This window comes from Streptomyces sp. NPDC051582, assembly GCF_040681715.1.
Taxonomy (GTDB): Bacteria; Actinomycetota; Actinomycetes; order Streptomycetales; family Streptomycetaceae; genus Streptomyces.
In genome coordinates this window covers 572,393-590,856 of the sequence record NZ_JBFAZJ010000001.1, presented here as the reverse complement: position 1 = coordinate 590,856, position 18,464 = coordinate 572,393, and the positions used below count along the sequence as shown (strand labels likewise).

Below are 18,464 nucleotides of genomic sequence, written 5' to 3'. Positions count from 1 at the left end.
GGGGGTCGCAGGAGGCACCGTGCTCACCGCGTTCGCCCGGGCGTTCAAGACGCCCGACCTGCGCAAGAAGCTGCTCTTCACGCTCGGCATCATCATGCTGTTCCGGCTCGGGTCCCACATCCCGGTACCCGGCGTGAGCTACAAGAACGTTCAGATCTGTGTCGACCAGGCCGGGAGCAGCAACAGCCTCTTCGGTCTCGTCAACATGTTCAGCGGCGGTGCGCTGCTGCAGATCACGATCTTCGCGCTCGGCATCATGCCGTACATCACGGCGAGCATCATCCTGCAGCTGCTGACCGTGGTCATCCCGAAGCTGGAGAACCTCAAAAAAGAGGGTCAGTCCGGTACCGCGAAGATCACTCAGTACACGCGCTATCTGACGGTCGCACTCGCGATCCTGCAGGGCACCGGCCTCGTGGCCACCGCCCGCACTGGTGCCCTGTTCCAGGGTTGCCAGGTCGCCAGCCAGATCGTCCCGAACCGGTCGATCTTCACCACCATCGTCATGGTCATCACCATGACCGCGGGTACCTGTGTCGTCATGTGGCTCGGTGAGCTCGTGACCGACCGCGGCATCGGCAACGGCATGTCGATCCTGATGTTCATCTCGATCGCCGCCGGCTTCATCGGCGCCCTGTGGCAGATCAAGCTCCAGGGCAAGATCGCCGACGGCTGGGTCGAGTTCGGCGTGGTCATCCTCGTCGGCCTGGCCATGGTCGCGCTCGTGGTCTTCGTCGAGCAGGCGCAGCGTCGGATTCCGGTCCAGTACGCGAAGCGCATGATCGGCCGCCGCGCGTACGGGGGCACCTCGACCTACATCCCGCTCAAGGTGAACCAGGCCGGTGTCATCCCGGTCATCTTCGCCTCGTCGCTGCTGTACATCCCGGCGCTGATCGTGCAGTTCAGCGGCTCGACCGCCGGCTGGGCCGTCTGGATCCAGAAGCACTTCGTCAAGGGCGACCACCCGTACTACATCGCGGCCTACTTCCTCCTGATCGTCTTCTTCGCGTTCTTCTACGTGGCGATTTCTTTCAACCCCGAGGAAGTTGCAGACAACATGAAGAAGTATGGTGGGTTCATCCCGGGTATCCGTGCCGGTCGACCCACCGCCGAGTACCTGAGCTACGTGCTCAACCGGATCACCTGGCCGGGGTCGCTGTACCTGGGTCTCATCGCTCTTGTGCCGACGATGGCGTTGGCCGGCTTCGGAGCGAACCAGAACTTCCCGTTCGGCGGGACGAGCATCCTCATCATCGTGGGTGTGGGTCTGGAAACCGTGAAGCAGATCGAGAGCCAGCTCCAGCAGCGCAATTACGAAGGGTTCCTCCGCTGATGCGAATCGTCCTCGTCGGACCGCCCGGTGCGGGCAAGGGAACGCAGGCCGCGTTCCTTGCGAAGAACCTGTCGATCCCGCACATCTCCACGGGCGACCTCTTCCGCGCCAACATCAGCCAGAACACCGATCTGGGCCAGCGCGCGAAGGCGTTCATGGACGCCGGTGACCTCGTTCCCGACGAGATCACCATCGGCATGGCCAAGGACCGGATGGAGCAGCCGGACGCCGTGAACGGCTTCCTGCTGGACGGCTTCCCGCGCAACGTCTCGCAGGCCGAGGCGCTGGACGAGATGCTGCAGACCGCGAGCATGAAGCTGGACGCCGTCCTCGACCTGGAGGTCGAGGAGGACGAGGTCGTCAAGCGCATCGCCGGCCGCCGGATCTGCCGCAACGACTCCGCGCACGTCTTCCACGTCGTGTACGCGGCGCCGAAGGCGGAGGGCGTCTGCGACACCTGCGGCGGCGAGCTCTACCAGCGCGACGACGACTCCGAGGCGACGGTCCGCAACCGCCTTGAGGTCTACCACACGCAGACCGAGCCGATCATCGACTACTACAAGGCCCAGGGCCTGCTGGTGACCATCCCCGCCCTCGGTGAGGTCGCGGACGTCACGCAGCGTGCGATGGACGCGCTCAAGAAGTAGTTTCCCTTGTTGTGCAGGTACGGCCGCGATGTCCCCAGGGCATCGCGGCCGTACTGTTGAGAAGACCCGAACCGAAGGTGGAAGGCCCCGTCCATGGTGCAGATCAAGACCCCCGAGCAGATCGCGAAGATGCGCGAGGCAGGGCTGGTCGTCGCCGCGATCCACGCGGCGACCCGTGAGGCGGCCGTGCCGGGCGCCACGACGCGGGATCTGGACATGGTGGCCCGCAAGGTCATCGCGGATGCCGGTGCCAAGTCGAACTTCCTCGGCTACGGCGGCTTCCCCGCGACGATCTGCACGTCCGTCAACGAGGTCGTCGTCCACGGCATCCCGGACGACAAGACGGTCCTCAAGGACGGGGACGTCATCTCGATCGACGCCGGCGCGATCGTCGACGGCTGGCACGGCGACGCCGCGTACACGGCCTTCGTGGGCACGGGGCACGCTCCGGAGCTGATCGAGCTCTCCCGGGTGACCGAGGAGTCGATGTGGGCCGGCATCGCCGCGATGAAGCTCGGCAACCGCCTCGTGGACATCTCCAAGGCGATCGAGGGCTACATCCGCCGCCAGCCGCGTCCGGCGACGGGCAAGTACGGGATCATCGAGGACTACGGCGGCCACGGCATCGGGTCCGAGATGCACATGGACCCGCACCTGCTGAACTACGTCTCCCGCAAGCGCGGCAAGGGCATCAAGCTGGTCCCGGGCGTCTGCCTGGCGATCGAGCCCATGGTCTCCCTGGGCACGCCCCAGACGGAGGTCCTGGCGGACGACTGGACGGTCATCACCACGGACGGCACCTGGTCCTCGCACTGGGAGCACTCCATCGCCCTGACCGAGGAGGGCCCCATCGTCCTGACGAGCCCGGACTGCGGCAAGGCCAAGCTGGCGGAGTACGGCGTGACCACCGCGCCGGATCCGTCCCGCCGGGCCTGACGGCCCTGGGGAGACCCCACAGATTAATGATCTACGTTGTAGGGCAAACTTTCCGGATTCGTCTTTCTGGGTGCCCTGACGTAGACTGACTCGTCGGCTCCTTTGCACCCGCATGTCCTCATGCGAAGGCGAGGAGCTGATCAAGGTAGCCGATTCGAAGGGCGAAGCGTGGCCAAGAAGCAAGGTGCCATCGAAATCGAGGGCACCGTGATCGAGTCCCTCCCGAACGCGATGTTCAAGGTGGAACTGCAGAACGGTCACAAGGTCCTCGCGCACATCAGCGGCAAGATGCGTATGCACTACATCCGCATCCTCCCGGATGACCGGGTCGTTGTGGAGCTGTCTCCGTACGACCTGACGCGTGGCCGGATCGTCTACCGATACAAGTAGATCTTGTCCTCACTCCTGCCTGGGCGCACGTCCCGGTGCGGGTGGTGGCACTGACCCGGAGAACCTCACCAACATGAAGGTCAAGCCGAGCGTCAAGAAGATCTGCGACAAGTGCAAGGTGATCCGCCGTCACGGTCGGGTCATGGTCATCTGCGACAACCTGCGCCACAAGCAGCGCCAGGGCTGACGCACGCCGACCGACCTGCACTACGCAGTTCTTCGCGCGACGTAAGAAAACGTAAATACGCAGAGCCCGCCCAGCCCTGAGAGGGGCCGGCGGCACCTCCGGCGGGGGCCGGGGACCCGGACGTACCACCACCCATCAGGTGTGGTCGGCGGTCGGGAGTGGTTCTGCGGAAGACCCCCGAACACACAGGAGCCATTGAATGGCACGCGTTTCCGGTGTTGACATCCCGCGCGAAAAGCGTGTGGAGATCGCACTCACCTACGTCTTCGGTATCGGGCGCACCCGGTCCAAGGAGATCCTCGCCTCCACCGGCGTGAACCCGAACACCCGCGTTCGTGACCTGGCCGAAGAGGACCTCGTCAAGATCCGCGAGTACGTGGACGCCAACCTCCGTACCGAGGGTGACCTCCGCCGCGAGATCCAGGGCGACATCCGCCGCAAGATCGAGATCCAGTGCTACCAGGGTATCCGCCACCGTCGCGGCCTCCCGGTGCACGGCCAGCGCACCAGCACGAACGCGCGTACCCGCAAGGGCCCGCGTCGCGCGATCGCCGGTAAGAAGAAGCCGGGCAAGAAGTAGTCCTGTTCAGCGGTCTTGCGCTGTAGGACCGACCACCTCCCGTAGGAGATTTAGATGCCCCCCAAGGGTCGTCAGGGCGCTGCCAAGAAGGTGCGCCGCAAGGAAAAGAAGAACGTCGCTCACGGGCACGCCCACATCAAGAGCACGTTCAACAACACGATCGTCTCGATCACGGACCCCTCGGGCAACGTGATCTCCTGGGCCTCCGCCGGCCACGTCGGCTTCAAGGGCTCGCGCAAGTCCACCCCCTTCGCCGCGCAGATGGCCGCCGAGTCGGCCGCCCGTCGCGCGCAGGAGCACGGCATGCGCAAGGTCGACGTCTTCGTCAAGGGTCCGGGCTCCGGCCGCGAGACCGCGATCCGCTCCCTCCAGGCCACCGGCCTTGAGGTCGGCTCGATCCAGGACGTCACCCCCACCCCGCACAACGGCTGCCGCCCGCCGAAGCGCCGCCGCGTCTGACGCAGCGGACGCACCTGTGCGTCTTTGAGTGTCCGGGCGGTACGAACCCCTTCGGGGGGACGTGCCGCCCGTACCCTTGCAGTACCTGGCTTTACCCGTCGGGCGTCAAATAGTGGGCGTCCACGACTGAAGGAACACACATGCTTATCGCTCAGCGTCCTTCGCTGACCGAAGAGGTCGTCGACGAGTACCGCTCGCGGTTCGTGATCGAGCCGCTGGAGCCGGGCTTCGGCTACACCCTCGGCAACTCGCTGCGCCGCACGCTCCTGTCCTCGATCCCGGGTGCCGCTGTCACCAGCATCCGCGTGGACGGCGTCCTGCACGAGTTCACCACCGTGCCCGGTGTCAAGGAAGACGTCACCGACATCATCCTCAACATCAAGCAGCTGGTCGTCTCCTCGGAGCACGACGAGCCGGTCGTGATGTACCTGCGCAAGCAGGGTCCCGGCCTGGTCACCGCTGCCGACATCGCGCCCCCGGCCGGTGTCGAGGTGCACAACCCGGACCTCGTCCTCGCCACGCTCAACGGCAAGGGCAAGCTGGAGATGGAGCTGACCGTCGAGCGCGGTCGCGGCTACGTCTCCGCCGTCCAGAACAAGCAGCTGGGCCAGGAGATCGGCCGCATCCCGGTCGACTCCATCTACAGCCCGGTCCTCAAGGTCACCTACAAGGTCGAGGCGACCCGAGTCGAGCAGCGCACCGACTTCGACAAGCTCATCGTCGACGTCGAGACCAAGCAGGCCATGCGCCCCCGTGACGCCATGGCGTCCGCGGGCAAGACCCTGGTCGAGCTGTTCGGTCTGGCGCGCGAGCTCAACATCGACGCCGAGGGCATCGACATGGGCCCGTCCCCGACGGACGCCGCCCTGGCCGCCGACCTGGCGCTGCCGATCGAGGAGCTGGAGCTCACCGTTCGGTCGTACAACTGCCTCAAGCGCGAGGGCATCCACTCCGTGGGTGAGCTCGTCGCCCGCTCCGAGGCCGACCTGCTCGACATCCGCAACTTCGGTGCGAAGTCGATCGACGAGGTCAAGGCGAAGCTGGCCGGCATGGGCCTGGCCCTCAAGGACAGCCCGCCCGGATTCGACCCGACCGCCGCCGCCGACGCCTTCGGCGCCGACGACGACGCGGACGCCGGTTTCGTCGAGACCGAGCAGTACTGAGAAAGACTTTCCCGGGGCAGCCGCTCCGGGGGAACTGACACCGGTACCTGACACGGCCGGTGCAGATATGAAGGAGTAACACCATGCCGCGTCCCGCAAAGGGTGCCCGTCTGGGCGGCTCCGCCGCGCACGAGAAGCACCTTCTCGCGAACCTCGCGAAGGCGCTCTTCGAGCACGGCCGCATCACCACCACCGAGGCCAAGGCCCGCCGCCTGCGTCCCTACGCCGAGCGTCTGGTCACCAAGGCCAAGAAGGGCGACATCCACAACCGTCGCCTGGTGCTGCAGACGATCACGGACAAGAGCATCGTGCACACGCTGTTCACCGAGATCGCCCCGCGCTACGAGAACCGCCCCGGTGGTTACACGCGCATCACCAAGATCGGCAACCGTCGTGGCGACAACGCCCCGATGGCCGTGATCGAGCTGGTCGAGGCCCTCACGGTCGCCCAGCAGGCCACTGGTGAGGCCGAGGCCGCCACCAAGCGCGCCGCGAAGGACGCCGAGGCCGTGGCCGAGGCTCCCGCCGCCGAGGAGACCAAGGAGGCCTGATCCCGCTCCGGGATCGAGCTTGCTTGATCGGCTCTGAACGGGCCCGCCCCTTCCCGGGGCGGGCCCGTTCTGCGTTTCCCGCCCGTTCTTGAGCTTCTGAGAGGATCGGTCACGTGAGTGACGAGGTGGAGCCCGGGCACGTCCGGGTACGGCTGGACCTGTCGTACGACGGCAAGGACTTCTCCGGCTGGGCGAAGCAGCGCGTGCTGCGGACCGTCCAGGGCGAGCTGGAGTCCGCCCTGCAGACCGTCATGCGGCTGCCGGACCCGGTCGAGCTGACCGTGGCCGGGCGGACCGACGCCGGCGTGCACGCGCGCGGGCAGGTCGCGCAGTTCGACGTGCGCGACGAGGTGTGGGCCGAGCACCACGACAAGCTGCTGCGCCGCCTCGCGGGGCGGCTGCCGCACGACGTACGGGTGTGGAAGGTGGCCGAGGCCCCCGAGGGCTTCAACGCGCGGTTCTCCGCCGTCTGGCGCCGCTACGCCTACCGCGTCGGCGACCACCAGGGCGGCGTCGACCCGCTGCGCCGCGGGCACGTGCTGTGGCACCAGTGGCCGCTCGACGTGGACGCCATGAACGAGGCCGCCGCCGCGCTGCTCGGCGAGCACGATTTCGCCGCGTACTGCAAGAAGCGCGAGGGCGCCACGACCATCCGCACCCTCCAGCAGCTGAGCTGGGAGCGGGGCGAGGACGGGATCGTCACCGCGACCGTGCGCGCCGACGCCTTCTGCCACAACATGGTCCGCTCGCTGGTCGGCGCCCTGCTGCACGTCGGGGACGGCCACCGGCCGACCGACTGGCCGGGGAAGGTCCTGCGGGCCGCCGTACGGGACTCCTCGGTGCACGTCGTGAAGCCGCACGGGCTCACGCTGGAGGAGGTCGGCTACCCGGCGGACGAGCTGCTGGCCGCCCGCAGCAAGGAGGCCCGCAACCTGCGCACCCTCCCGGGGGCCGGCTGCTGCTAGGGGGTGTCCGCGAAGTGGCGGCGTCCGCCCGCGGGGCGGGCCCGCGGCCGCGTCCGGCCGCCCGTGACCGCGGGGGCGGGAATCCGTTTGGGCGGATCGGCGCCGGGCCTGGACAATGCCCCGCATGGGACATCTCGAAGCCGGCCACCTGGAGTACTACCTTCCCGACGGGCGGGTCCTGCTCCCCGACGTCTCCTTCCGCGTGGGGGAGGGCTCGGTCGTCGCCCTGGTCGGGGCGAACGGCGCCGGCAAGTCCACCCTGCTGAAGCTGATCTCCGGCGAGCTCCAGCCGCACGGCGGCGGGGTCACCGTCAGCGGCGGCCTCGGCGTGATGTCGCAGTTCGTCGGCTCCGTACGGGACGAGACGACCGTGCGGGACCTGCTGGTCTCGGTGGCCCAGCCCCGGATCCGCGAGGCCGCGAAGGCCGTCGACCACGCCGAGCACCTGATCATGACGGTGGACGACGAGTCCGCACAGATGGCGTACGCGCAGGCGCTCAGCGACTGGGCCGACGTCCAGGGCTACGAGGCCGAGACCCTGTGGGACGTGTGCACGATGGCCGCGCTGGCCGTCCCGTACGACGCCGCGCAGTTCCGCGAGGTGCGCACGCTGTCGGGCGGTGAGCAGAAGCGGCTCGTGCTGGAGGCGCTGCTGCGCGGGCCCGACGAGGTGCTGCTGCTCGACGAGCCGGACAACTACCTGGACGTCCCGGGCAAGCGGTGGCTGGAGGAGCAGCTGGGGGCCACCCGCAAGACCGTGCTCTTCGTGTCCCACGACCGGGAGCTGCTGTCCCGGGCCGCCGAGAAGATCATCAGCCTGGAGCCGAGCCCCACGGGCACGGACGTGTGGGTGCACGGCTCGGGCTTCGACACGTACCACGACGCCCGCAAGGAGCGCTTCGCGCGCTTCGAGGAGCTCAAGCGGCGCTGGGACGAGGAGCACGCGCGGCTGAGGGCGCTGGTCCTGCGGCTGCGCAACCAGGCGGCGAGCAGCCCCGACATGGCCTCGCGCTACCGGGCGATGCAGACGCGCTTCCAGAAGTTCGAGGAGGCCGGCCCGCCGCCGGAGCCGCCGCGCGAGCAGGACATCAAGATGCGCCTGAAGGGCGGCCGGACCGGCGTGCGCGCGCTGACCGTGGAGAACCTCGAACTCACCGGGCTGATGAAGCCCTTCTCGCTGGAGGTCTTCTACGGCGAGCGCGTCGCGGTGCTCGGCTCGAACGGCTCCGGGAAGTCCCACTTCCTGCGGCTGCTGGCCGGCGAGGACGTCAAGCACACGGGTGATTTCAAGCTGGGCGCCCGGGTGGTCGCCGGTCACTTCGCGCAGACGCACGCCCACCCCGAGCTGTTCGGCCGCACGCTCGTCGACATCCTGTGGACGGAGGCGGCGAAGCCGCTGGGCCCGGCCATGGCCGTCCTGCGCCGGTACGAGCTGGAGCGCCAGGGGGAGCAGCCGTTCGAGCGGCTCTCGGGCGGCCAGCAGGCGCGCTTCCAGATCCTGCTGCTGGAGCTGGCGGGCACCACGGCGCTGCTGCTGGACGAGCCGACGGACAACCTGGACCTGGAGTCCGCGGAGGCCCTCCAGGACGGCCTGGAGTCGTACGAGGGCACTGTGCTCTGCGTCACGCACGACCGGTGGTTCGCGCGGACATTTGACCGTTTCCTGGTCTTCGGTTCCGACGGTGTTGTGCGAGAGACTCAGGAACCCGTTTGGGACGAACGTAGGGTCGAGCGCAAGCGCTAGGGGGGAGACCGCCCCCTCGGGCGGAGTGAGGGGGAGGCGTTGTGGGCCTGTGGCCTGGCATCTGGCTCATGAAGCGGGAGAGGCAGGGCCTCGGCGACCGGTTGCTCGACTGGCTGCTGCGGCCCGCGTCCCGGCCCTGGCAGCTGCTCTCCCTCGCGGTGGTCCTGGGGGTCTGCGTCTCCACGAGCCTGCGGGAGAACTGGGGCTCCGACAACGCCTTCGTGGTCAAGGCGGCGCAGACGCTGCTGGCGGGCGGGTCTCCGTACGAGGACAAACGCTTCCTGTACCTGCCCAGCGCGGTCCTGATGGCCGTCCCCGAGGCGCTGCTGCCGACGGGGGCGCTGCGCTGGAGCCTGCCGGTCGCGATGTCCGGGCTGCTGGGCATCGGGTGGCTGGCCGCGCTGCGGCTGTTCTCGGTGCCGCTGCGCTCGCGCTTCGCGGTCGTCGGGTTCCCGGTGCTGGCCCTGGCCTACAAGCCGTACGTGAACCTCGTGCTGATCGGCAACTGGACGGCGATCTCGGCCGCGGCGCTGCCGGTGGCACTGCTCCTCGCGCACCGGCGGTCCTGGGCGGCCGCCGGGCTCGTGGTGGGGCTGGCCATAGCCTGCAAGCCCATGCTGGTGCCGATCGGGCTCGTCTTCGTACTGGCCCGGCAGTGGCGGGGGCTGGCCGCGGCCGTGCTCGTGCCGCTCGGGATGTCGGTGCTGGGGGCGCTGATGATGCCCAGCCCGACGCTGTTCTTCACCAAGACCCTGCCGTTCCTGTTCCAGGGGCAGGACGCGTACGCGCTGCCCTGGGACGCCTCGCCCATCGCGGTGCTGCCCCGGCTGGGGGTGCCGGCGCCGGTGGCGGTGCTGGTGGCCTTCGCGGGGGCCGGGGCGGGGCTGTGGGCCGCCTGGACGCGCTGGCGGCGTACGGCGCAGGACACGGACGGGGGAGAGCTGCGGCTCGTGGAGACGGCCTGCATGGTGATGCTCGCCGCGTTCCTGGTCTCGCGGCCGTCCTTCGACCACTACCTGCTGGTGGTGCTCCCGCTGCTGCTGGCCTCGGCGGTGCGGCCGGGCTCCATGCCCCGCTCGCCCTGGTTCTGGCTGGCCCTGACGCCCCAGGTGGCGCTGGTCCCCTGGCCCTCCGAGCTGGCCCACAAACGGCGTGCGTTCAAGGACTGCGCGACCCTGTGCGGGCTCGCGATCCTGCTGGTGCGTCGTGCACTGCTCTCCGGCCGGGTTACCCTAGAGCCCGTAACAACTGCGGGGTCCCCACCCAGGACCGAACCGGAGTGCGCCGCGACGCCAGCAGAATCGGCATCGCGGACCGCGTTTTGACCCGTACGGGTCTGCTTGGGTATCCTGCTGGTTTGTTATGCGTATTGGCTTTCTCATTCTCACGTGAAAGGGCCTTGCGCCGGTCCACCGGACCGATGACCAGCGGTTCACACGGGTTGCGTCCCCGATGTGAACGAGGGCTGTCGTGATCGTCCGTGGTGACCCTGTCAGGACCTTCCCGTGGGGGCTTGCGCCCTTGGGATACCACCACTGAAGAAGCGAAGGCATACGCGTGCGTACGTTCAGCCCCAAGCCCGGCGACATCTCGCGCCAGTGGCTCGTCATCGACGCCCAGGACGTTGTCCTCGGCCGTCTGGCGACCCAGGTCGCTGCCCTTCTGCGGGGCAAGCACAAGCCGACCTATGCGCCTCACATGGACATGGGCGACTTCGTCGTCATCATCAACGCCGACAAGGTTCACCTGTCCGGCAACAAGGCGACCCAGAAGATGGCGTACCGCCACTCCGGTTTCCCGGGCGGTCTGCGTTCCGTGCGCTACGACGACCTCCTGGCGAACAACCCGGAGAAGGCCGTCGAGAAGGCCATCAAGGGCATGCTCCCCAAGAACACCCTGGGCCGTCAGATGCTCTCGAAGCTGAAGGTCTACTCGGGCGACCAGCACCCGCACGCTGCCCAGCAGCCGGTGCCGTTCGAGATCACCCAGGTCGCGCAGTAGTTCCGGCCACCCCCTAAGACGTAGAAAATTCTGAGGAGCATCGTGGCCGAGACCACCGCCGAGACCCCCGTCGAAGAGTTCGAGGGCGTCGAGGAGTACACCACCGAGTCTGAGGTCGTCGTCGAGGGCGACTACACCTCCGAGTCCCTTGCCGGCCGTTTCGGCGACCCCCAGCCGGCCGCCGGCCTGGGCCGTCGCAAGAACGCCATCGCCCGCGTCCGGATCGTTCCGGGCACCGGCAAGTGGAAGATCAACGGTCGCACCCTTGAGGACTACTTCCCCAACAAGGTGCACCAGCAGGAAGTCAACGAGCCGTTCAAGCTCCTTGAGCTGGACAACCGCTACGACATCATCGCCCGCATCTCGGGTGGCGGCGTCTCCGGCCAGGCCGGCGCCCTGCGCCTCGGCGTGGCCCGCGCGCTGAACGAGGCGGACGTCGACAACAACCGCCCGGCGCTGAAGAAGGCCGGCTTCCTTTCCCGCGACGACCGTGCGGTCGAGCGCAAGAAGGCCGGTCTCAAGAAGGCCCGTAAGGCTCCGCAGTACAGCAAGCGTTAATCTGCGCCTGCTGTTCAGCAACAAACCGCCCCGGCAGCACTCTCCGTGCTGCCGGGGCGGTTCGTTTACCGCCACAAGCGGCAAATACATGTCACAAGCGGTCACAAACGAAGTGTGAACTCGGGAGGACAACAGTGGGACAACTCTTCGGGACGGACGGTGTACGCGGCGTCGCCAACGCGGATCTGACGGCTGAGCTCGCGCTCGGTCTCTCCGTGGCAGCTGCCCACGTACTCGCCGAGGCGGGCACCTTCGCGGGCCACCGCGCGACCGCGGTCGTCGGCCGCGACCCGCGCGCGTCCGGCGAATTCCTTGAGGCCGCGGTCGTCGCGGGCCTCGCGAGCGCGGGCGTGGACGTCCTGCGCGTCGGTGTGCTGCCCACCCCGGCGGTGGCGTATCTCACCGGTGCGCTGGGTGCCGACCTCGGCGTGATGCTCTCCGCCAGCCACAACGCGATGCCCGACAACGGCATCAAGTTCTTCGCCCGCGGCGGCCACAAGCTGGCCGACGAGCTGGAGGACCGCATCGAGTCCGTCTACGAGGAGCACCGCACCGGCGCCCCGTGGGACCGGCCGACCGGCTCCGGCGTCGGCCGCGTCTCCGACTACGACGAGGGCTTCGACAAGTACGTCGCCCACCTCATCGGCGTCCTCCCGAACCGCATCGAAGGCCTCAAGATCGTCCTGGACGAGGCCCACGGCGCGGCGGCCCGCGTCTCGCCCGAGGCCTTCACCCGGGCGGGCGCCGAGGTCATCACCATCGGTGCCGAGCCCGACGGCCTCAACATCAACGACGGCTGCGGCTCCACCCACCTGGAACTCCTCAAGCAGGCCGTGATCGAGCACGGGGCCGACTTCGGCATCGCGCACGACGGCGACGCGGACCGCTGCCTCGCGGTCGACGCCACCGGCGCGGAGATCGACGGCGACCAGATCCTCGCGGTGCTGGCCCTGGCCATGCGCGAGGCCGGCCAGCTGCGCGGCAACACCGTCGTCGGCACGGTGATGTCCAACCTCGGCTTCAAGCTGGCCATGGAGGGCGAGGGCATCGCGGTCGTGCAGACCGGCGTCGGCGACCGGTACGTCCTGGAGTCGATGAAGGAGCACGGCTACGCGCTCGGCGGCGAGCAGTCGGGCCACGTGATCATCCTCGACCACGCCACGACCGGCGACGGCACGCTGACCGGCCTGATGCTGGCGGCGCGGGTCGCGGCCACGGGCCGCTCGCTCGCCGAGCTCGCGGGCGTCATGCGGCGGCTGCCGCAGGTGCTGATCAACGTCCCCGACGTGGACAAGTCCCGGGTGACGACCTCCGGCGAGCTGGCCGCGGCCGTCGCCGACGCCGAGCGGGAGCTCGGCACCACCGGGCGGGTGCTGCTCCGTCCGTCGGGTACCGAGCCCCTCGTCCGGGTGATGGTCGAGGCCGCCGACATCGAGCAGGCGCGCGCGGTCGCCGGCCGGCTGGCGGACGCCGTGAAGTCGGCGCTCGGCTAGACCCGCCCCGTCTCCCGTGCGTCGGCCCCGTCCTCCGGTGATCCACCGCAGGACGGGGCCGACGGCGTTCGGGGCCGGGTCCGCTCAGGCCTTCGGCCTGCGGACCCAGCGGCCGCGCTGGGTCCGCCACAGCGCCTTCTGCCCGTACAGGGTCAGGACGCCGGCCAGCATGATGCCGCACAGGTTGAGCAGCAGCTGCTCCGCCGAGCCCCACATCTGGGCGAAGTCCCCGTAGCTGAGGGCCACGGCGGCGTTGGCGCCCGCCGGAACGGTGGTCACGGAGATCGCCACGCCGACCAGCGCGCCGGACTTGGCGGAGGTCAGGGACAGCACGCCCGCCATGCCGGCGAGCAGCGACACCACGAAGGACAGCGGGTCCGGCCGCCAGATGAAGCCGGTGTTCGGGCGGGGCTGCTCCAGCATCTGCGCGTGGAACTGCCCGATCGCGTCCATCCCCAGGCTGAAGACGGTGGTGGCGCCGATCGCCAGGGCGAAACCGATCAGCAGGGCGCCGAGGGACCGCAGAGCGAGCCGCGGTCGCCGCTGCACCACGCCGGTGCAGACTCCGGCGAGCGGTCCGAACTCCGGGCCGACCGCCATCGCGCCCACGATCAGGATGGCGTTGTCGAGCACCACACCGCAGGCCGCGATCATCGTTGCGAGGATCATGAACGCGGCGTACGTGATGCTGAGGGTGGACTCCTCGTGGGTGGCCTCGGTCAGCTGCTCCCACAGCACCGCGTCGGCCGCCTCGCCCGGGGCCTCCTCCTCGGCCGCGTCGGCGCGCCGGGACAGCGACAGGTCGATGTTCTCGACGGCGATCGAGCCGTCCTCCTCGATGCCCAGCTGCCGGAGCTCCTGCAGCAGCTCGTCCCCCGCCTCGCGGGCGACGTCGCACATCACCACGTCGCCCCGGGGCTCGCGGGCGGCGCCGGACAGTACGACCAGGTGGGTGGTGCCGACCGTCGATTCGATGGCCTTGACCACCGCCTCGGTCCGGTTCGCCGGAGTGATCAACCGTAGGTGCAGCATGGCCGCACCCTATGCGGCGCGGCGGTCAGAGCTTGCGGAGGCTGAGCTTCTGGACCTTGTGGTCGGGGCCCTTGCGGACGACGAGCGTGGCCCGGCCGCGGGTCGGGGCGACGTTCTCCAGGAGGTTCGGCTTGTTGATCGTGCGCCACATGGTCTGCGCGTACTCCATGGCCTCCTCCTCGGAGACCTGGGTGTACTTGCGGAAGTAGGAGAACGGGTTCTGGAAGGCGGTCTCGCGCAGCTTGCGGAACCGGTTGAGGTACCAGCGCTCGATGTCCTCGGGCCGCGCGTCCACGTACACGCTGAAGTCGAAGTAGTCGGCGAGCGCGACGCGCGTACGGCCGTCCGTGCCGGGCAGGGCCGGCTGGAGGACGTTGAGGCCCTCGACGATCAGGATGTCGGGGCGGCGTACGACGAGCTGCTCGTTGGGGACGATGTCGTAGATCAGGTGCGAGTAGACGGGGGCGCTGACCTCGTCCTTGCCCGCCTTGATGTCCGCGACGAAGCGGGTGAGCGCGCGGCGGTCGTACGACTCGGGGAAGCCCTTGCGCGCGGTCAGCCCGCGCCGCTGGAGCTCCTTCATGGGGTAGAGGAAGCCGTCGGTGGTGACCAGCTCGACGCGGGGGTGCTCGGGCCAGCGGGCGAGGAGGGCCTGGAGCAGACGCGCCACGGTGGACTTGCCGACCGCGACGGAGCCGGCGACGCCTATGACGAAGGGGGTGCCGGTCTGCGCGCCGTGGCCGTTGCCGGCGTCGCCGAGGAAGGTGTTGAGGGTGCCGCGGAGATTGCTCGTGGCGCCGACGTAGAGGTTGAGGAGGCGGGAGAGCGGGAGGTAGACGTCCCGGACCTCGTCGAGGTCGATGACGTCTCCGAGGCCGCGCAGCCGCTCGACCTCCTCGGCCGTGAGGGGCAGCGGGGTCCGCTCGCGCAGCGCGCTCCACTCGTCGCGGGTGAGGTCGACGTACGGGGAGACCTCGGCCCGGCGGTGGGGTCGCTCGGGTCGGTCGGGGCGCTCCATCGCGTTCTCCGGCGGCGTGCTTCGTGGCGGCGAAGTGATCACAGGGCCATTGTCGTGGCTCGGGGGCGGTTGTGGGTGGTGGGGTCGGTCACGTGGCGGGAGCGGAGCGTATCGCCCTGATCACGATCGGCGGCGCACGGCGGAAAATGGTCTGGCATTGATCGAACGGGCCCGTAGATTTGCTGGTCGGTGCGGCCGGGCTGCTGCCTGGTGCCGCCGATTCTTTGGTTGTGTGTCTCTGGGGGAGATCTTTCGTGCGTAGCACCCTTGTCCGTCGTACCGTCCTGACCGCTTCCGCGGTGTCCCTGGCCCTGCTGGCCACCGCCTGCGGCTCGGACAAGGCGGACGACAAGAAGGCGGACGCCAAGCCGTCCGCCGCCCCGTCCTCGTCGGCCGCCGCGGCCCCGGCCGCGAAGGGCAAGACCGACGCCGAGCTGGGCGCGCTGCTGGTGACGCAGGCGGAGGTCCCGGACTACATGGTCCAGGCCGAGGCGGGCGCCAAGCTGGGCACGGCCGACGCGACGCCGATCAGCACCGACAAGGCGGAGTGCAAGGTCCTGGTCCAGGCCCAGGCCATGCAGAAGGTCGGCAAGCCGACCGGCGCGGCCCGCATGGCGCTGAGCGCCAAGCCCAAGGAGCCGGGCGCCAACGCCTCGACGGAGGAGAAGCTCGACGCGATCAAGAACGCGCTCGGTGTCACCACGACGATGACCGGCCTCTTCTCGTACGACGGCACGGGCGCGCAGGAGCTGCTCGCCTCCGTCAAGGCGGCGGGCACCGCGTGCGCGGGCGGCTTCAGCGCCACCTCCCAGGGCGACACCACCAAGTACGAGAGCGTCAAGCCCGGCCCGGCCGTGACCGCCGGCGACGAGACCGTGAGCCTGAGCCTCAACGCCGACCTGGGCGACGGCGACAAGGGCACGGCCCTGATCACCGTCGTCCGCAAGGGCTCCACGGTCGCCACCTTCAGCTCGATCAGCCTCGCGGGCACGACCGAGCTGCCGAAGACGCTGATCGACACCCAGGTCAAGAAGCTCGGCTGAGGCAGCCCGCCGTACAGACCGTCAACCCCGCTCCGGCGCATTCGCCGGGGCGGGGTTTCGTCTTGTTCAGGTACCGGTCAGACGGCCAACTACGGCGTACGCTGCGCCGTATGTGCGGAATTGTGGGTTACGTGGGAGCGCAGTCGGCGCTCGATGTGGTCATCGCCGGACTCAAGCGGCTGGAGTACCGCGGCTACGACTCGGCGGGCGTCGCCGTGCTGGCCGACGGGGGGCTCGTCGCCGCCAAGAAGGCCGGAAAACTGGTCAATCTGGAGAAGGAGCTGGTCGGGCATCCGCTGCCGGCCGGTTCCACGGGTCTCGGGCACACCCGCTGGGCGACCCATGGCGGGCCCACCGACGTCAACGCCCACCCGCACCTCGACAACGCGGGCCGGGTCGCCGTCGTCCACAACGGCATCATCGAGAACTTCGCCGCCCTGCGCGCCGAACTCGCCGAGCGCGGGCACCGGCTGGAGTCCGAGACGGACACCGAGGTCGTGGCCCACCTGCTGGCCGAGCGGTTCGAGGCCTGCGGGGACCTCGCGGAGGCCATGCGGCAGGTGTGCCGGCGGCTGGAGGGCGCGTTCACCCTGGTCGCGGTGCACGCCGACGCGCCGGACGTGGTGGTCGGGGCCCGCCGGAACTCCCCGCTGGTGGTGGGCGTCGGCGAGGGGGAGAACTTCCTCGCCTCGGACGTGGCCGCGTTCATCGCCCACACCCGGTCCGCGATCGAGCTGGGGCAGGACCAGGTCGTCGAGCTGCGCCGCGACGGGGTCACGGTGACCGACTTCGCCGGTGCGCCCGCGTCCGTGCGGGCGTACCACGTGGACTGGGACGCCTCCGCGGCCGAGAAGGGGGGGTACGACTACTTCATGCTCAAGGAGATCGCCGAACAGCCGAAGGCCGTCGCCGACACCCTCCTGGGCCGGATCGACGGGAACGGCTCGCTGAGCCTGGACGAGGTGCGCATCCCCGTCTCGGTGCTCAGGGAGGTGGACAAGGTCGTGATCGTGGCGTGCGGTACGGCGTACCACGCGGGCATGATCGCGAAGCTGGCCATCGAGCACTGGACCCGCATCCCGTGCGAGACGGAGCTGGCCAGCGAGTTCCGCTACCGCGACCCGATCCTGGACCAGCGGACGCTGGTGGTCGCGATCTCCCAGAGCGGCGAGACCATGGACACCCTGATGGCGCTGCGGCACGCGCGCGAACAGGGGGCCAAGGTGCTGGCCATCTGCAATACGAACGGGTCGACGATCCCGCGCGAATCGGATGCGGTGCTGTACACGCACGCCGGTCCGGAGGTGGCCGTCGCCTCGACCAAGGCGTTCCTGACGCAGCTGGTGGCCTGCTACCTGGTCGCGCTGTACCTCGGGCAGGTGCGGGGAACCAAGTGGGGCGACGAGATCGAGGCGGTGATCCGCGAACTGTCCGACATCGCCGGGGCCGTGGACACCGTACTGGAGACGATGGAGCCGGTCCGGGAGCTGGCTCGCTCGCTCGCGGACAAGAACACGGTGCTCTTCCTCGGCCGGCACGTCGGCTACCCGGTGGCGCTGGAGGGTGCGCTCAAGCTCAAGGAGCTGGCGTACATGCACGCCGAGGGCTTCGCGGCGGGCGAGCTCAAGCACGGCCCGATCGCGCTGATCGAGCAGGACCTGCCGGTGGTGGTGGTCGTGCCGTCGCCGCGGGGGCGTTCCGTGCTGCACGACAAGATCGTGTCGAACATCCAGGAGATCCGGGCGCGCGGGGCGCGGACCATCGTGATCGCGGAGGAGGGGGACCACGCGGTCGTCCCCTACGCCGACCACCTGATCCGGATCCCGGCGACGCCCACGCTGCTCCAGCCCCTGGTGGCGACGGTGCCGCTGCAGGTCTTCGCGTGCGAGCTGGCCACGGCGCGCGGGAACGAGGTGGACCAGCCCCGTAACCTCGCAAAGTCCGTGACGGTGGAGTGAGCGAAGCGAGTGGGCGCCTGTGATTATCGGAGTGGGAATCGACGTTGCCGAGATCGAGCGGTTCGGTGAGTCGCTCCGTCGGACACCGCAACTGGCGCAGCGGCTGTTCGTCGACTCCGAGTTGACGCTGCCGAGCGGCGAGCGGCGCGGAACCGCCTCGCTCGCCGCCCGGTTCGCGGCCAAGGAGGCCCTCGCCAAGGCCCTCGGCGCGCCCGGCGGGATGCTGTGGACCGACGCCGAGGTGTACGTCGAGGAGACCGGGCAGCCGCGGGTGCGGGTCTCGGGGACGGTCGAGGCCAGGGCGGTGGCGCTGGGCGTGAAGTCCTGGCACATCTCCCTGAGCCATGACGCGGGCATCGCCTCGGCCGTGGTGATCGCCGAGGGCTGAGCCGCCTTTTCGGGCAGG

The 18,464-nt window shown here is 69.2% G+C and carries 20 protein-coding genes; 18 read left to right on the top strand and 2 right to left on the bottom strand.

What is annotated here, in order from left to right; translation table 11 throughout:
- Positions 1 to 19 precede the first annotated feature (19 nt).
- The 15 genes from secY (at position 20) to glmM (ending at position 13,007) form a co-directional block, all read left to right on the top strand.
- Positions 20 to 1,333, top strand: coding sequence for a preprotein translocase subunit SecY (gene secY / locus AB0M92_RS02705; RefSeq protein WP_366100260.1), 1,314 nt, complete (start codon positions 20 to 22; stop codon positions 1,331 to 1,333).
- Positions 1,333 to 1,980, top strand: a complete 648-nt coding sequence (locus tag AB0M92_RS02700; RefSeq protein ID WP_366100259.1) for an adenylate kinase — start codon at positions 1,333 to 1,335, stop codon at positions 1,978 to 1,980. Before secY ends, AB0M92_RS02700 begins: the two co-directional genes overlap by 1 nt.
- 93 nt (positions 1,981 to 2,073) lie before the next feature.
- Positions 2,074 to 2,916 (top strand): type I methionyl aminopeptidase, encoded by an 843-nt coding sequence (gene map / locus AB0M92_RS02695; protein WP_366100258.1) that lies wholly within the window; start codon positions 2,074 to 2,076, stop codon positions 2,914 to 2,916.
- 168 nt (positions 2,917 to 3,084) lie between these two features.
- Positions 3,085 to 3,306, top strand: a complete 222-nt coding sequence (gene infA / locus AB0M92_RS02690; protein ID WP_003956442.1) for a translation initiation factor IF-1 — start codon at positions 3,085 to 3,087, stop codon at positions 3,304 to 3,306.
- 73 nt (positions 3,307 to 3,379) lie between these two features.
- Positions 3,380 to 3,493: a 50S ribosomal protein L36 gene (gene rpmJ / locus AB0M92_RS02685; RefSeq protein WP_003956441.1), complete on the top strand. Its 114-nt coding sequence runs from the start codon at positions 3,380 to 3,382 to the stop codon at positions 3,491 to 3,493.
- A gap of 199 nt (positions 3,494 to 3,692) precedes the next feature.
- Positions 3,693 to 4,073: a 30S ribosomal protein S13 gene (rpsM, locus tag AB0M92_RS02680; RefSeq protein WP_007265919.1), complete on the top strand. Its 381-nt coding sequence runs from the start codon at positions 3,693 to 3,695 to the stop codon at positions 4,071 to 4,073.
- A 54-nt stretch (positions 4,074 to 4,127) separates the two neighbouring features.
- A complete protein-coding gene (rpsK, locus tag AB0M92_RS02675) occupies positions 4,128 to 4,532 on the top strand; it encodes a 30S ribosomal protein S11 (protein WP_003956432.1) in 405 nt (134 codons plus the stop codon).
- Positions 4,533 to 4,672: 140 nt separating this feature from the next.
- Complete coding sequence (locus tag AB0M92_RS02670) at positions 4,673 to 5,695, top strand: DNA-directed RNA polymerase subunit alpha (RefSeq protein ID WP_007265920.1); 1,023 nt, start codon at positions 4,673 to 4,675, stop codon at positions 5,693 to 5,695.
- Positions 5,696 to 5,778: 83 nt separating this feature from the next.
- Positions 5,779 to 6,246 carry a 50S ribosomal protein L17 gene (rplQ, locus tag AB0M92_RS02665; protein WP_030298228.1) on the top strand — a complete coding sequence of 156 codons (468 nt, stop codon included), beginning with the start codon at positions 5,779 to 5,781 and terminating at the stop codon, positions 6,244 to 6,246.
- Positions 6,247 to 6,359: 113 nt separating this feature from the next.
- Positions 6,360 to 7,211 carry a tRNA pseudouridine(38-40) synthase TruA gene (truA, locus tag AB0M92_RS02660; RefSeq protein ID WP_366100257.1) on the top strand — a complete coding sequence of 284 codons (852 nt, stop codon included), beginning with the start codon at positions 6,360 to 6,362 and terminating at the stop codon, positions 7,209 to 7,211.
- Between the two features lie 115 nt (positions 7,212 to 7,326).
- Complete coding sequence (locus AB0M92_RS02655; protein ID WP_366100256.1) at positions 7,327 to 8,955, top strand: ATP-binding cassette domain-containing protein; 1,629 nt, start codon at positions 7,327 to 7,329, stop codon at positions 8,953 to 8,955.
- Positions 8,956 to 9,023: 68 nt separating this feature from the next.
- Complete coding sequence (locus AB0M92_RS02650) at positions 9,024 to 10,280, top strand: glycosyltransferase family 87 protein (protein WP_366100255.1); 1,257 nt, start codon at positions 9,024 to 9,026, stop codon at positions 10,278 to 10,280.
- Positions 10,281 to 10,512: 232 nt separating this feature from the next.
- Complete coding sequence (gene rplM / locus AB0M92_RS02645; RefSeq protein WP_366100254.1) at positions 10,513 to 10,956, top strand: 50S ribosomal protein L13; 444 nt, start codon at positions 10,513 to 10,515, stop codon at positions 10,954 to 10,956.
- Positions 10,957 to 10,998: 42 nt separating this feature from the next.
- The gene (rpsI, locus tag AB0M92_RS02640; protein WP_030864407.1) at positions 10,999 to 11,514 is read left to right on the top strand and encodes a 30S ribosomal protein S9; all 516 of its coding nucleotides are present in this window, start codon (positions 10,999 to 11,001) and stop codon (positions 11,512 to 11,514) included.
- A gap of 134 nt (positions 11,515 to 11,648) precedes the next feature.
- Entirely contained in the window at positions 11,649 to 13,007 is a 1,359-nt protein-coding gene (gene glmM, locus AB0M92_RS02635) for a phosphoglucosamine mutase (protein WP_366100252.1), read from the top strand.
- Between the two features lie 84 nt (positions 13,008 to 13,091).
- On the opposite strand, the gene AB0M92_RS02630 is transcribed toward glmM, so the two are convergent.
- Positions 13,092 to 14,039 carry a DUF389 domain-containing protein gene (locus AB0M92_RS02630; protein WP_366100251.1) on the bottom strand — a complete coding sequence of 316 codons (948 nt, stop codon included), beginning with the start codon at positions 14,037 to 14,039 and terminating at the stop codon, positions 13,092 to 13,094.
- Between the two features lie 25 nt (positions 14,040 to 14,064).
- On the bottom strand, positions 14,065 to 15,057 hold the full coding sequence (gene coaA / locus AB0M92_RS02625; protein WP_366100250.1) for a type I pantothenate kinase: 993 nt from the start codon (positions 15,055 to 15,057) through the stop codon (positions 14,065 to 14,067).
- Positions 15,058 to 15,311: 254 nt separating this feature from the next.
- Between coaA and AB0M92_RS02620 the strand changes: the two genes are divergently transcribed.
- The 3 genes from AB0M92_RS02620 to AB0M92_RS02610 all read left to right on the top strand — a co-directional run bounded on the left by AB0M92_RS02620 (position 15,312) and on the right by AB0M92_RS02610 (position 18,446).
- Positions 15,312 to 16,100, top strand: coding sequence for a hypothetical protein (locus tag AB0M92_RS02620; RefSeq protein WP_366100249.1), 789 nt, complete (start codon positions 15,312 to 15,314; stop codon positions 16,098 to 16,100).
- A 110-nt stretch (positions 16,101 to 16,210) separates the two neighbouring features.
- Positions 16,211 to 18,058 (top strand): glutamine--fructose-6-phosphate transaminase (isomerizing), encoded by a 1,848-nt coding sequence (glmS, locus tag AB0M92_RS02615; RefSeq protein WP_366100248.1) that lies wholly within the window; start codon positions 16,211 to 16,213, stop codon positions 18,056 to 18,058.
- A gap of 19 nt (positions 18,059 to 18,077) precedes the next feature.
- The gene (locus AB0M92_RS02610; protein WP_099889922.1) at positions 18,078 to 18,446 is read left to right on the top strand and encodes a holo-ACP synthase; all 369 of its coding nucleotides are present in this window, start codon (positions 18,078 to 18,080) and stop codon (positions 18,444 to 18,446) included.
- The last annotated feature ends 18 nt before the right edge of the window (positions 18,447 to 18,464 follow it).

Bases quoted from the DNA above. Each gene is read 5' to 3' on its own strand.
- AB0M92_RS02700 (WP_366100259.1), top strand. From the start codon at position 1,333: ATGCGAATCGTCCTCGTCGGACCGCCCGGTGCGGGCAAGGGAACGCAG.
- map (WP_366100258.1), top strand. From the start codon at position 2,074: ATGGTGCAGATCAAGACCCCCGAGCAGATCGCGAAGATGCGCGAGGCA.
- rpmJ (WP_003956441.1), top strand. From the start codon at position 3,380: ATGAAGGTCAAGCCGAGCGTCAAGAAGATCTGCGACAAGTGCAAGGTG.
- rpsM (WP_007265919.1), top strand. From the start codon at position 3,693: ATGGCACGCGTTTCCGGTGTTGACATCCCGCGCGAAAAGCGTGTGGAG.
- rpsK (WP_003956432.1), top strand. From the start codon at position 4,128: ATGCCCCCCAAGGGTCGTCAGGGCGCTGCCAAGAAGGTGCGCCGCAAG.
- AB0M92_RS02670 (WP_007265920.1), top strand. From the start codon at position 4,673: ATGCTTATCGCTCAGCGTCCTTCGCTGACCGAAGAGGTCGTCGACGAG.
- rplQ (WP_030298228.1), top strand. From the start codon at position 5,779: ATGCCGCGTCCCGCAAAGGGTGCCCGTCTGGGCGGCTCCGCCGCGCAC.
- AB0M92_RS02655 (WP_366100256.1), top strand. From the start codon at position 7,327: ATGCCCCGCATGGGACATCTCGAAGCCGGCCACCTGGAGTACTACCTT.
- AB0M92_RS02650 (WP_366100255.1), top strand. From the start codon at position 9,024: ATGAAGCGGGAGAGGCAGGGCCTCGGCGACCGGTTGCTCGACTGGCTG.
- AB0M92_RS02630 (WP_366100251.1), bottom strand. From the start codon at position 14,039: ATGCTGCACCTACGGTTGATCACTCCGGCGAACCGGACCGAGGCGGTG.
- coaA (WP_366100250.1), bottom strand. From the start codon at position 15,057: ATGGAGCGCCCCGACCGACCCGAGCGACCCCACCGCCGGGCCGAGGTC.
- glmS (WP_366100248.1), top strand. From the start codon at position 16,211: ATGTGCGGAATTGTGGGTTACGTGGGAGCGCAGTCGGCGCTCGATGTG.